At 60.9% G+C, this 12,537-nt stretch carries 11 protein-coding genes, 1 tRNA gene and 1 pseudogene; 8 read left to right on the forward strand and 5 right to left on the reverse strand.

Going from position 1 to position 12,537, the window contains the following annotated elements:
• Positions 1-167 precede the first annotated feature (167 nt).
• The 5 genes and pseudogenes from QZ522_RS06770 to QZ522_RS06790 all read left to right on the forward strand — a co-directional run bounded on the left by QZ522_RS06770 (position 168) and on the right by QZ522_RS06790 (position 6,856).
• Positions 168-2,852, forward strand: a pseudogene (locus QZ522_RS06770) (sensor histidine kinase).
• A gap of 82 nt (positions 2,853-2,934) precedes the next feature.
• Positions 2,935-4,032, forward strand: a complete 1,098-nt coding sequence (locus QZ522_RS06775) for a FliM/FliN family flagellar motor switch protein (RefSeq protein WP_294608960.1) — start codon at positions 2,935-2,937, stop codon at positions 4,030-4,032.
• Positions 4,033-4,135: 103 nt separating this feature from the next.
• The gene (locus QZ522_RS06780; protein ID WP_294608962.1) at positions 4,136-4,459 is read left to right on the forward strand and encodes a TraR/DksA C4-type zinc finger protein; all 324 of its coding nucleotides are present in this window, start codon (positions 4,136-4,138) and stop codon (positions 4,457-4,459) included.
• A 94-nt stretch (positions 4,460-4,553) separates the two neighbouring features.
• Positions 4,554-4,763: a hypothetical protein gene (locus QZ522_RS06785; RefSeq protein WP_294608964.1), complete on the forward strand. Its 210-nt coding sequence runs from the start codon at positions 4,554-4,556 to the stop codon at positions 4,761-4,763.
• Positions 4,764-4,852: 89 nt separating this feature from the next.
• Positions 4,853-6,856, forward strand: coding sequence for an enoyl-CoA hydratase/isomerase family protein (locus QZ522_RS06790; RefSeq protein ID WP_294608966.1), 2,004 nt, complete (start codon positions 4,853-4,855; stop codon positions 6,854-6,856).
• Here the strand turns inward: QZ522_RS06790 and QZ522_RS06795 are convergent.
• Positions 6,853-7,068 (reverse strand): hypothetical protein, encoded by a 216-nt coding sequence (locus tag QZ522_RS06795; protein ID WP_294608969.1) that lies wholly within the window; start codon positions 7,066-7,068, stop codon positions 6,853-6,855. The two genes, QZ522_RS06790 and QZ522_RS06795, sit on opposite strands and share 4 nt — an antisense overlap.
• A gap of 144 nt (positions 7,069-7,212) precedes the next feature.
• Between QZ522_RS06795 and QZ522_RS06800 the strand changes: the two genes are divergently transcribed.
• Positions 7,213-7,473: a DUF2312 domain-containing protein gene (locus QZ522_RS06800; protein WP_085825583.1), complete on the forward strand. Its 261-nt coding sequence runs from the start codon at positions 7,213-7,215 to the stop codon at positions 7,471-7,473.
• A gap of 18 nt (positions 7,474-7,491) precedes the next feature.
• Here the strand turns inward: QZ522_RS06800 and QZ522_RS06805 are convergent, their stop codons facing one another.
• The gene (locus tag QZ522_RS06805; protein ID WP_294608974.1) at positions 7,492-8,367 is read right to left on the reverse strand and encodes a hypothetical protein; all 876 of its coding nucleotides are present in this window, start codon (positions 8,365-8,367) and stop codon (positions 7,492-7,494) included.
• 162 nt (positions 8,368-8,529) lie between these two features.
• Between QZ522_RS06805 and QZ522_RS06810 the strand changes: the two genes are divergently transcribed.
• Positions 8,530-8,605, forward strand: a tRNA-Thr gene (locus QZ522_RS06810).
• 327 nt (positions 8,606-8,932) lie between these two features.
• Here QZ522_RS06810 and QZ522_RS06815 read toward each other — a convergent pair.
• From QZ522_RS06815 to QZ522_RS06825, 3 genes are all read right to left on the reverse strand, one after another.
• Positions 8,933-10,165 (reverse strand): NAD(P)-binding domain-containing protein, encoded by a 1,233-nt coding sequence (locus QZ522_RS06815; RefSeq protein ID WP_294608977.1) that lies wholly within the window; start codon positions 10,163-10,165, stop codon positions 8,933-8,935.
• A 102-nt stretch (positions 10,166-10,267) separates the two neighbouring features.
• Entirely contained in the window at positions 10,268-10,486 is a 219-nt protein-coding gene (locus QZ522_RS06820) for a DUF1127 domain-containing protein (RefSeq protein ID WP_294608979.1), read from the reverse strand.
• Between the two features lie 31 nt (positions 10,487-10,517).
• Positions 10,518-11,111, reverse strand: coding sequence for an OsmC family protein (locus tag QZ522_RS06825; RefSeq protein ID WP_294608981.1), 594 nt, complete (start codon positions 11,109-11,111; stop codon positions 10,518-10,520).
• A gap of 347 nt (positions 11,112-11,458) precedes the next feature.
• Here QZ522_RS06825 and QZ522_RS06830 point away from each other — a divergent pair, with 347 nt between their 5' ends.
• Positions 11,459-12,532, forward strand: coding sequence for a DMT family transporter (locus tag QZ522_RS06830; RefSeq protein ID WP_294608983.1), 1,074 nt, complete (start codon positions 11,459-11,461; stop codon positions 12,530-12,532).
• Positions 12,533-12,537 lie beyond the last annotated feature (5 nt).

Here is a 12,537-nt window from a genome sequence, read left to right on the forward strand (position 1 = left end):
CGCTGTTGTGGCAGGGCGAGGACGCATCGAACAGCACCACCACCACGGTGGTGATGTTCTATATATTCGGTCTCTGGGTGCTTTTGGCGCTGGTCTCGGGGATCGTCTCGCGGCATCTGCGCGCCACCGAAACCCAGGTTCCGCCGGGCGGCACAGAGGGCTAGGCGATGGCGATCCTGAATGTGCTTGTTCTGGTCTGCCTGCTTTACGTGGTGTTCCTGTTTGCCGTGGCCTTTGGTGCCGATCGCGCCGCCCGGCGCGGGCGCGGCAAATGGCTGCGGTCGCCCTATGTCTATACGCTATCGCTGTCGATTTATTGCACCGCCTGGACATTCTATGGCGCGGTCGGCTTTGCCGCGCGCGCCGGCCTTGAATATGTGACGATCTATCTCGGGCCGACGCTTGTGATGATCGGCTGGTGGTGGACCCTGCGCAAGATGGTGCGGGTGGGGCGCAGCCAGCGGATCACCTCGATTGCCGACCTGATTTCGTCGCGCTAAGGCAAGTCGAACCTGCTGGCGGTTTTCGTGACCATTCTCGCGGTGATCGGCGCCACGCCCTATATCGCGCTGCAACTGCAATCGGTGACCCTGTCCTTTGCGGCCTTCTCGGAAACCGAACAGGCCGGGGCGGCGCTGCCCGACATGCAATCCACCGCGCTTTGGGTGGCCATGGGGCTTGCGCTTTTCACGATCCTGTTCGGCACCCGCAACCTTGATGCAAACGAGCGCCATCACGGCGTGGTCATGGCGATTGCGGTCGAAGCGGTTGTCAAGCTCTGTGCGCTTCTCGCGGTGGGGATCTTCGTGGTCTGGGGCGTGGCGGGCGGTGTCACCGAGACGCTGGCACGCATCGACGCCTCTGAGATCGCCCGCTGGGACGTGCCGGGAAGCCGCTGGGTCGGCCTTACCATGCTGTCGGCGGCGGCGTTCCTGTGCCTGCCGCGGATGTTTCAGGTGATGGTCGTCGAGAACGAGGACGAAGAGCACCTGCGCACGGCCGCCTGGGCGTTTCCGACCTATCTGATGTTGATGAGCCTGTTCGTCGTGCCGATTGCGGTGGTTGGCCTCGATATGATGCCCGCAGGGGCGAACCCGGATTTGTTCGTGCTGACATTGCCGCTGATGAATGGGCGCGACGGCCTGGCGATCCTGTCGTTTCTTGGAGGGTTTTCTTCGGCCACCTCGATGGTCATCGTGGCGGCGATCGCCCTGTCGACGATGGTGTCGAACCATGTGGTCATGCCGATCTGGCTTCATTTTACCGGCGCCTCTGCGGTGATTTCCGGCGATGTGCGCCAGGTCGCGCTTTTGGCACGCCGCCTCAGCATCGCCGGGGTGGTGTTCCTCGGCTATCTTTATTTCCGCCTGACCGGCGGGGGCGCCGCATTGGCGGCGATCGGGCTGATTTCCTTTGTCGGCGTGGCCCAGTTCCTTCCGGCGCTGATGGGCGGGCTGTTCTGGCGCGGGGCGACGCGCACCGGTGCGTTGGTCGGGCTTGGGGTTGGCTTTGTGCTTTGGCAGTACTGTCTGTTCCTGCCAAGTTTCGGCCCCTCGACGATCATGCCGCAATCGGTTCTGGAGCAGGGGCTTTTCGGCCTGAGCTGGCTGCGCCCGCAGGCGCTTTTCGGGGCGCGGGACATGGACTCGGTGGTGCATGCGATCTTGTGGTCGATCCTGCTGAACACGGTGGGCTTCATTCTCGGCTCGCTCCTGAGCTTTCCGCAGCCGATCGAACGGCTTCAGGGGGCGCAATTCGTCAATGTGTTCGATCACTCCTCGACCACTGGCGGCTGGTCGGGCGGCATGGCGCAGAGCGAAGACCTGCTGATCATGTCACAGCGCATCCTGGGCGCCACCGAGGCGCAGGCGCTGTTTGCCACGGCTGCGCGCCGCCAGGGGCTGGCGGGCTATCTGCCGGAACCCTCGCCCGATTTCCTTCAGGAACTTGAGCGGGAATTGTCCGGCTCGGTCGGGGCGGCGACCGCCCATGCGATGATTTCCCAGATCGTCGGTGGTGCCGCGGTTTCGGTCGAGGATCTGATGGCGGTGGCGGATGAAACCGCGCAGATCATGGAATATTCAAGCCAGCTTGAGGCGAAATCACAGGAACTTGCCCGCACCGCGCGCCAGTTGCGCCAGGTGAATGAAAAGCTGACCCAGATTTCGGTGCAAAAGGACGGCTTCCTGAGCCAGATCAGCCACGAATTGCGCACGCCGATGACCTCGATCCGGGCGTTTTCCGAGATTTTGCGCGATACCTCGGATCTGACATCGCAGGAGCAAAGCAAATATTCCTCGATCATCCATGACGAGGCAGTACGTCTGACCCGGCTTCTGGATGACCTGCTTGACCTGAGCGTGCTGGAAAACGGCCAGGTGGTGCTAAATACGCAAACCGGGCTTTTGAGCGACCTTCTGGATCGCGCCGAACGGGCGGCAGGGGGGCAGGTCGGCGCGTTTCGTGTCGAGCGGGACCGCGCCGCCGAGGCGATCGAGCTTACCACCGATCTGGACCGGCTGGCGCAGGTGTTCATCAACCTGATCGCCAATGCGCGCAAATATTGCGATGGCGACCCGCCGGTTCTGAGTATCCGCACGGATCTGGTCGAGGGCAATCTGGTGATTGATTTCACCGATAACGGATCGGGGATACCTTCGGAAAAGCAGAGCGTGATCTTCGAGAAATTCTCGCGTATTGGCGAAACCAAGGCCGGGGGCGCGGGGCTTGGGCTTGCGATTTGTCGCGAAATCATGACCCGGCTTGGCGGCGCGGTCAGCTATCTGCCCGGCCAGAAAGGGGCGGCCTTTCGGGTGACTTTGCCGCTGCTGCGCCGGATGGCTGCGCAATAATCCCGGCCCCCTAAAGGATTTGGTAACCAAGCGCGCATTAGTGTGCCTGTGACGGCATAAAAGGCGGGCAGCAACGGGCGTTATGGGATCGCAGGATCAAAACTCAGTCATCCACCGCAAGGCACAGGCCGCGCGCGGCGGGTTTGATTCGCGGCTCATGTCGCCTGCACGTGCGCTGCGGCTGGCGCTGGCGCTCTCGGCCGATACCCTGTTTGATCTCGCGCTGACGGTCGTCACGGTCGAGCAGCTGCGCATCCCGCTGAGCGATCTGCAAACGGCCCTTGGCGAAGATGGGCTGTTGCTTTTGCTTGAGGGGGACAATGGTGCGCGTGGTGCACTTGCGCTTGATCCCCAGTTTCTGGCCGGTTTGATCGAGGTTCAGACCACCGGTGCCGTGCGCGCGGGCGCCGCACGGGCGCGGCCCGCCACACGCACCGATGCGGCAATGGTCGCGCCACTGATAAACGCGCTTTTGGAGGGGTATGACGGACAGATGGCCGGCGGGGTTGAGGGCTATCAGCCCCGCAAGTTCGAGTATGGCGTTATGGTCGAGGATACGCGCAGCCTGTCGCTGGCGCTCAATGCGCCGGATTACGAATTGTTCCACATTACCGCCGATCTGGGGCCGGGGGCCAAGACCGGACGGTTGAGCCTTTTGTTGCCGGTGCAGGTCCCGGCGGCAAAGTCGGATGGCAAAAAGGTTGCGGCAACGCCGCCACGGCAGGGCATCGAGCATGTGGCGGTCAATGCGCCGGTGGTGCTTGATGTGGCGCTTGCCCGCGTCAGCCTTCCGCTCAAGGATGTCTGGGCGTTCAAGCCCGGCATGCGTGTTCCGGTTGCGCGCGAAAGCCTTGGCAAGACACAGGTTCTGGGCTCCAGGGGGCATCTCGTGGCCGAGGCGCGCCTTGGCCAGGTGAATGGCTGGCGGGCGGTGTGTCTCGTTTCGTCGGCGGCGGCCCCCTTGCCCGAGCTTGAAGCGCCCGAGACCATCGCGCCCCCCGAGGTCACTCGGCCAGCCAGGGCCGTGCCGAAGATGACCGTGCGCAAGGTTGCGGATGTGCCCGCGGCCGTCGAAGCGGCGGGCGAAGTGCACTTTGATCCCTATGCCGCTTCGCATGGCGGGGATGGCGGCGACGCCGATCCGATGCCTCATGCGCTGTCGGTCGCCCAGGATGTCTAGGGTACGGCGGCATCACGCCGACATCGGGCATCGGCTTGACTTGTGTCAAACAAATAGATCCGCCGCTGCGCTAGTATCCTAGGCGACATGGAGGATCGTCACGATGGATACCCAGAAATACCGCGATGCGCTGATGACTCGTCTTGGCGAGCTGGACAGGCGACTGCATGCTATCGAGGGCGAACTCGATATGCCTAAATCAAAGGATTGGGATGACATGGCGGCCGAGCGCGAAGGTGACGAGGTTCTCGAGAATCTGGGTCAGAGCGGTATGGACGAGATTGCTCGCATTCGCGCCGCCCTTGCCCGAATTCGCGATGCAAGTTATGGTATCTGCGTCGGCTGCGGCGAGCATATCGCGCCCGAACGCCTTGATGTATTGCCTGAAACGCCGCTCTGCCGGGCCTGCGCTGCACGCGGGGCATAGGGCGCTGTCACATCCGCGTCACAAGCGGGAATTATTCATGCCACTGCACCAACAAACACGCTATAGTTGTTTCTTGATTCCTGGGAGGATGAAAATGACCACGACCAAGACCGAACTCATGCACCTGCAACAGAAAATTGCCAAGGCGGGCGGTGAAACCCGCTATCGCTATGAGCCGCAGGTGCGTCGCGTGATCGAACGGCTGAATGCCGAAGGGCAGACTGTGCCCGAGGCGGCCAAGCGGCTGCACCACGAATTGCTCAGCGAGGCGATTGAGGCGCAATTCGACAACATGCCGGTCTGATCTGGCTTCTCGCACCCTCCGGTGCTTGCGCATACGTCAAATCCCCGTAGTAATTGATGTATCAATCAGGCCGGACGGGCGGGGATGAAGTGACCGGGCAAATACAGATCGAGCGGCGCGACGGGGTGGCGGTTCTTCGGATCGACCGGCCCGTGGCCAATGCGCTTGCGCCGCAGGTGCGCGCCGATTTATCGGCGGCCCTTCAGGACGTTGCAGATGACGGTGACCTGCGCGCGGTGGTAATCTGCGGCGCGGGGCCGGGGTTTTCTTCCGGCGTTGATCTTACGGAATATGATGGCCCGCTTGCCAGCCCCTGGGTTGACCAACTATGCCGCGAAATCGAAGAGTGCCCCAAGCCGGTTGTTGCGGCTCTGCATGGCTCGATTTTGGGGGCAGGCGTGGCGCTTGCGTTTGCGGCGCATGCTCGGGTGGCGCAGTCCGATGCGCGACTGGCCCTGCCGGAAATCAGCCTTGGAATGATCCCGGGCGCCGGTGTCACACAGCGTGCGCCGCGTCTTGTCGGGGCACAGGTCGCGCTTGAACTCATGCTCTCCGGACAGCCGGTCTTGGCCTCTGACCCGCGCCTTCGCCCGATGTTTGATCAGGTCACGCCTGGTGATCCGCAGCCTGCGGCGATTGCCCTTGCGCAAAAGCTTGCCGACAAGGGCAGCTGCCCGCGTACCCGCGATCGCGTGCGAGGGCTGTCCGATCCGGTCGGCTATCAGCAGTCGCTCAAATTGGTGGCCAAGCGTCTTGGCGGGCAGGGTGGGGCCGGTGCCGATATCCTGCGCGCCGTCGAGGCGGCGCAGCTTTTGCCATTCGAGCAGGGGCTGGAATTCGAACAGGTCTTGTTCGAGGATCGCCTGCAAAGCCCTGAGGCGCGCGCGCAACGTCACATCTTTGCCGCCGAGCGGCGCGCGGCGATCATGCCGGAATTGTCTCAGGGCAAGGTCCGCCCCCTGAACCGTATCGCTCTTGCCGGCGGCGCGGCGGGCGCTTTGGCCGATCTCGGGATGCTTTACCTTGATGTCGGCAAAGAGCTTGAGGTCGAAGATGGCGCTACGGTTCAGCGCCTGAGGCGGAATTACGACGATGCGGTCGCCAAGGGGCGACTTGATGAGGCGGGGCGTAGTGCCCGGCTTGCCCGGCTGACACAGGGGATCGCGCCGGGCCGGGCCGATCTTGTGCTGGATGCGCGCGAGGCGCGCGCGGTCGGGGATAGCCTGCCTGGCCCCTGCGAAGGGGGCGTGCTGGCACGGCTTGATACCGGCGCGGGACTGGACGGTGCAGCCTTGGGTTTTCGGGTCTACCGCCCGGCCCATAGCCAGCGTCTGACCGAGATTACTGTCGGTGAGGGCACATCGCCGGATGCGGTTGCAAGCCTTGCGCGGATGTGTGCCGACATGGGGCGGGTCACCGTGCGCGCAGCGCAGCCTGCTGCCGGGGCCGGGCTTGGCCATGGCATGACCGCCGCAGTTTATCTGGCCGCGCTTGATCTGGTGCGCGCGGGGCTGACGCCGCTGCGGGTGGATCAGGCGGCACAGCGCATGGGCCTGCGGACGGGGCCCTTCCTGATGATGGATAGTGAAGGGCTGGCGCTTGTGGCGCAGCGTTTGCGCGCCGTTGCCGCCGGGATGGGATTGTCCGAGGGCTGGGCCGCGCCACTGGATGAGCGGCTGGCCAAGGGGGCGACCGGGCGCTCTGTCGGGCGCGGATTTTACGACTATCCCCCCGAAGGGCCGCGCCCCAGCAAGGGGCTCGCGGGGGCTGGGCGCGCGATCACCGAGGTTCTTGGCGATGTGGCGCCGCGTCATGCGCTTCATGCCGCGTTGGTGAATGCCGCCGCGCGTGCGATAGCGGCGGGCGCTGTGCAGCGGGCATCGGATCTGGATGTGGTGATGGTGCGCGGATATGGGTATGAGCGGGCCAGTGGCGGCCCGCTTATGCAGGCTGATCAACGCGGGCTTTTGGCGGTGTTGAAGGATATGAAGGCGCTGGCCGGGATATCTGCCCCGATCTGGGCGCCGCATCCGATGATCGTCGACCTGGTCAAGAACGGGCGCGGGTTTTTTGGCCGCGCAGGGGCGGCCTAGCCCAGCAGGATACCGATCACGACCATCATCAGCCCGATGACCGACAGGAACAGGGCCGCCGCGTTGACCGGCACCACCTTTTGCACCGCCTGACGCAGCGCATCTTCGCTCAGCTTGGCCTTGCGGGCCTTCCAAACGGTCACGATGCACCAGATCAGCCCCACCATGCCCGCCAGTGAAACCGCGGCTCCGAGCCAGATCAGAATTTCCATCGCATGCTCCTTCATGCTGCGTCGTCGATGTGTTGCGCCTAGTCCAAGTTTCGCGGCTGTGCAAGTCGCGCGCAGTGGCAGAAGCATCTTGCAGAGGCGCGCGTGCGGCGATAGTCAGAAGGCCCATTTCACCGGAGACAGCCCATGAACGACATGAATTCCGACTCGACCTATCGCGTAACCGCAGACGAGTTGCGCCAGTTCATCGAGCGCTTCGAGCGGCTGGATGCCGAGAAAAAGGACATTGCAGAGCAGCAAAAAGAGGTGATGGCTGAAGCTAAATCGCGTGGTTATGACACCAAGGTGCTGCGCAAGGTGATCTCTCTTCGCAAGCGCGACAAGGACGATATCGCCGAAGAAGAGGCGGTCCTTGAGATGTACAAAGAAGCACTCGGAATGACGTGATCGCTTGAGGTCGCCGGCCTAGGGCGTGATCATCTGCACGCCCTGGATCCGCTCGATCTCATAGACGTCATCGTCATAAATCTCTGTCAGCTCATCGATCAGCTCGGCCGTCCAGCCGGGCAGGTCAAGTTCTTCCTCGATCGCATCCTCATCGGCAAACTTGTCGAGGAAAGCGGCAATCACGCGTCGTTTCTGCACCTCGGTCATTCCGGGGTGGCTTTCCATATAGGTCTTGAAACGCTGTTGGCCGGGAGGGGTCATGATGTCGATCAACAGGCTGAATTCGCCGGTGAATTCGACCGTCGGATCAATATTGGCGACCTCGCGCACAACCTGTGACCAAATCAGTGGCGTATCTTCGTTGCACCAGAGCGTGACCGGGATGTCAGGATGACTGTTGCGGATGCGCGCCACCATCTCCGACCAGCGCATATGGGTCGGATCTGATCCGCGCAAAAGGTCGTCCATCACCGTGAACGGGGTCTTTTCAAGCAGCGCCGGCAGGAAAGTGGCCGGATTGCGGAGCGCCACGAAAAGCTCGATCTCGTCATCGGGAAACATCTTGCGAAACAGATCAAGCCGCAATTCCGCCGCCGCATAAAAAAGTCCGCCGCCCACGGCCATTTTGGGGGTGCCGAAAAAGCCGGGATTGGACAGGATCAACCGATCGACCGCGCCATCATGGCTGATTGCGTCGACCAGGATGTCGCGGGCGTCATCGCTTAACCCATCGCCCTCGGCCTTGTGCAGGATGTCGCGGATCAGGCGGCGATAGTTCATGGGGTCGGGCACGTTGGTGCCGTAATTGGCCAGAATTTCGCGGTTGTCCGACAGGCAATTCACCAGCCTGTCATCATCCGTATTATGGGCCCCAGCGTGAATGACGACCTGCATTGGTATCCCGGTTCTTATGAAAGTTTTGCCAATATATACGAGGTTTTCCCGCGAGTTAAACCGCAATCGCCCAGACCGCTGCCGACTGTTTTGCACAAAGCGCAATCCCGGAGGCGAATTTGGCTTGAAGTGGCACGCGTTAATGCGTAATCAGACGCCCGTGCCCCTATAGCTCAGCTGGTAGAGCAACTGATTTGTAATCAGTAGGTCCGCGGTTCGAGTCCGTGTGGGGGCACCACTAACACCTGAAATCCAATAGATTTACCGTTCAACGTCGCCGTGTCCGTCCGAACGTCCGAATTCGGACGGTGCCCCCGGCCCACCGGATTCGGGTCGTTTCGGCGGGTCAGTGATCCTTCGATCTGTCTGAGCCGATGCCATGGCTTCCCTGATGCGGATCGTTTCCGGGTCGGTTTGAGAGCGGGCCCAGGCTTCGCTTTCCCCTTGGCCGGCATCGGATTCACCGGCGGCGACACGAGCTGCAAACCTGGTCAGGCCTGCTCGCATCAGCGCATGCTTAGACCGCCTGTCATGCATCTCGGCCTTCTCACGTCGCCACTCGGGTTTATGCGGCAATTGACCGGGCCAGACCGGCTGTCAGGTGGGCGGCAAGGGCGCGGGCGTCGTCACATGCCCCGTCGATGAAGGTCGATTTGCGTTGACGCAAGTAAGGCAGCCCCATGGCGTAAAGACCTTCGGCCACGACACCACCGTCATGTTTCAAATTGCCCTTGCGGTCGAAGACCGGCAGTTCCAGCCAGTTGAAATCGGGGCGATAGCCGGTGGCCCAGAGCACAGCCCCAAACCCTTCTGCGGCCAAATCCATGCTCAATCGAGGTGCAGTTGGCACCCGTGTCGGTACATAGCGCTGAACCGGGGCGACCAGATTTGTCAGATCGGCCGCGTCCACCCAATCGTCGATCGATTCCAGAAGGCGGTTCATCTTCAGATCGGCCGCCGCACAATGGTTGGCCAGTGAGCCCGAGAACAAGGCACGTCCGTCATTGATAGCCACCAAACGTCCGGTAATCTCAACGCCCAGATCTTGCAGGCTGTTCAAATCAATCGTTTCGTCCGCGACAAGCGTTAGCGACGGAGTGCGTCTCACGCGCTCGATATCGTCAACCTCCGTGTAAGGGATGGTCGTGGCACCGATGATTTCCAGCCACATGGTAATATCCGCATCCCGATAATTGCGCGGGAAACGCGAGTGGGTGCCGACGGCAAGAACAACCTGCCGTCCGGATTGCTGAATTTCGCGGGCCAGTTGCATTCCCGAGGCGGACGCTCCGACAACCAGGACTTTGCCATCTGGCAACTGTGCGGGGCGTTTGTAGGTCTGAGGTGTGAAGCTTTGAACCTGATCGGGCAGCTGAGATGCGAAAGCCGGTATTTTCGGCGTCGCACAGGCCCCATTGGCCATCACCACGCTGTTACAGGACAGTGCTCCTTGATCGGTCTGCACTCTGTACGCCCCCGGCGTTCCGTCGACCGACAGAACTGTGGTTTCGGCCCGGACCGGCGCCCCCGATTTGGCGGCGCTTGCATCAAAGGCATTGATCAGTTCCGCGACATGCATGTAACCGTCATGATCAGTGCCTTTATAGTCGTGGCCGTGCAGGCCGTTCATCCAGTTCGGGGTCAACAAACGCAGGCTATCCCAGCGTTCCTTGCGCCAGCTGTTAGCGATTTGACCACGCTCCAAGATCACGTGGTCCACCCCGGCTAAAGTCAACTCATGGCTCATCGCCAGCCCTGACTGTCCGGCGCCAATGATGGCTGTGGTTGTGCGTTTCATGTCTCTGATCCTTTTGGCGGGGCACCGGGCACCGGGCCCGGATGCGAAATTCTTTGGGAGGATTTGCGGTGACGGCGGGAGGAAACCGCCACCGCAGGGCGCTTAATGCGCGCCCGGTCTGGAGAACGTATGCATCATGGCCTCTCTCACGTCGTCACGGGTCAACCCGATGTCAGAGAGATCGCGATTGCTCATTTTTAGCATGCGACGGTAGGTGAGTTGGTCCCTGCGGTGCTTTGCATAAGCTTTCATGAACCTGCGGGCCTTTGTGAAGAACGATACCGATTCTGCGGGCGCTGTGCGTGTGATGATATGTGCCATGTGATTGGCTCCTTTCAGGGTTGGCCCTGCGTCAGTTCACACTGACGTGGACGTTGGTGGGGTTGGTGATGATGTCGAACATCGCCGAGCGTTTCTGCGATTGTGCAACCACGGCAGCGATCTCGTCCTGGGGGGCGTCGGCGTCGATCTCAAAGGATACGCGGATGGCGCTGAACCCGTTACGCACGTCGGCGTCGATTCCAAGGATGCCGGCGATATCCATGTCGCCTTCAACTTTCGCTCTGACCGAGTGGAGTTGAATGCCACGGTTCTGGGCCACAGAAGCGACACCGGCGGTCAGGCAACTGGCCAAAGCGGACAGCAGGATTTCAACCGGCGTGGCGCCTTTGTCGGATGCTGCAAATTGTGGCGGGTGGTCAGCGTCAATGGTAAACTCGCCGTTATGCGCCTGCTCTTCGCCCAAGCCAAAGAAGCCTTTGACGGTTGAGCGGCTGTGCACGCCCCCCTTCCAGTCGCATTCTGCGCGCCATGTGAACTGTGCGGCAGCAGGAGCGTCGGTCAACGCAGCGCGAGCCCCCAGCAGAGCATCTACATTTACGCCGTTATCGGCAGTTTTGATTTCAGTCTGTACGTTCATGTTCTTTGCCTTTTCATCTGTGGCCATCAGGCCTGTTTCGGGTATTCGTTTTGTTGTGTGCTGTTATGCGTGAGGACCATTCTCATCCTCGGCAACTGTGTTTTGGATGTGGGGTGTTTCAGTATGATTTCGCATCTCGTGGCTTTGTGTTTCATTTGTGAAACAGACTCGTCAGAGCGCGCCGCAGTGCACAATCCTGTCTGAATGCTTGCGATTTCAAAGCTGGCTTTGCCCTGCGGGAAGCGAGGGTCGAGCGCATAACGCCTATTTGAAACTGATGCGAAACGAATGAAACACGTGCCGCTACCCACAGACATTCGTCCGAAACATCGCACGCTTAGGTTTTCCTCTTTCAAGGAAACCGGAGCACCGTCATGCGGACCAAATTCGAGAATTCTTTCATCGCCATCTCGCCCGCGAGGATCGGAATGGGATTTGCCTGGGTGGGCGTGCTTATTTACGCCTCGTCGAATTCTATCGCCACATTGCTTGTCGATATCGGATCCAATAGCCCGGTGGCCGACGGGCGCAATGCGATCACATTCACAAACCTGTTGTTCCTCGGTTCACTGATCTCAATCGCCCCGATGATCGTTTTATTCCGCAAAGACTGGACCGTTGCCAACCTGCGTCGGTTGAGCGGTCGTGACTGGTGGCTTCTAACCATGTCGGCCTTTCTGTCGTCGGCACTGACACCCGGATTGTTTTTCTACGCTCTGGAATATTCCAGTGTGACCAGCGTCATCCTGATCAGCCGGATTGAGCCGCCGTTATTCCTGCTTGCTGCCGGATTTTTCCTGAAGGAACACATTAATCCGCGTGTCTTTCTGGCCGGGATCATTGCGCTCGGCGGTGCAACACTGATGATCAGCTTGCGCGACCCCGACAGCCACGGCGCCTTTGGCATCGGTGAAATCGCGGCTGTTGGCGGAACGCTGTCTTACATTGCCTCGGCCATTGTCGCCCGCAAGGCGCTGCGATGTGTCCCAATGGGCATTTTTTCGATCTACCGCACGACGATCGGAACGTTGATCTATTTTCTGCTGATTTCTGCGCTTCAGGGCCCTCAGCAGTTTCAGGATCTCTTTTCGCCTGTCCTGCTGAAATGGATCTGGATCTATGCCGTTCTCATTCTGATCGCTGGCCAGCTGACCTGGTTCGTTGCACTGAAATATGCGCGTTCGGATGATATGTCCCTGGCCACGTCGTTCTCGCCGCTGGCAGGCATCATTTTTGCCATGGTGCTGTTGGGGGAAAATCCGGGGCCTGCATTCATCCCTGGTAGCGCATTGATCCTGTTGGCGATCTGCATGGGTCGAAGGGAAGGGTACACTTTCCGGTCGTTTGCAAAGCATTGGGCGGTTGCTGGGCAATGGCTGAAAAATGCGCCCGACCTGTGCGCGGGTCTTGGTGCCCGTCGCGGCATTCCTTCACGTGCCGCGCCCTGAGTGTC

The sequence above is a fragment of the uncultured Roseovarius sp. genome (assembly GCF_913054395.1).
Classification (GTDB): Bacteria; Pseudomonadota; Alphaproteobacteria; order Rhodobacterales; family Rhodobacteraceae; genus Roseovarius.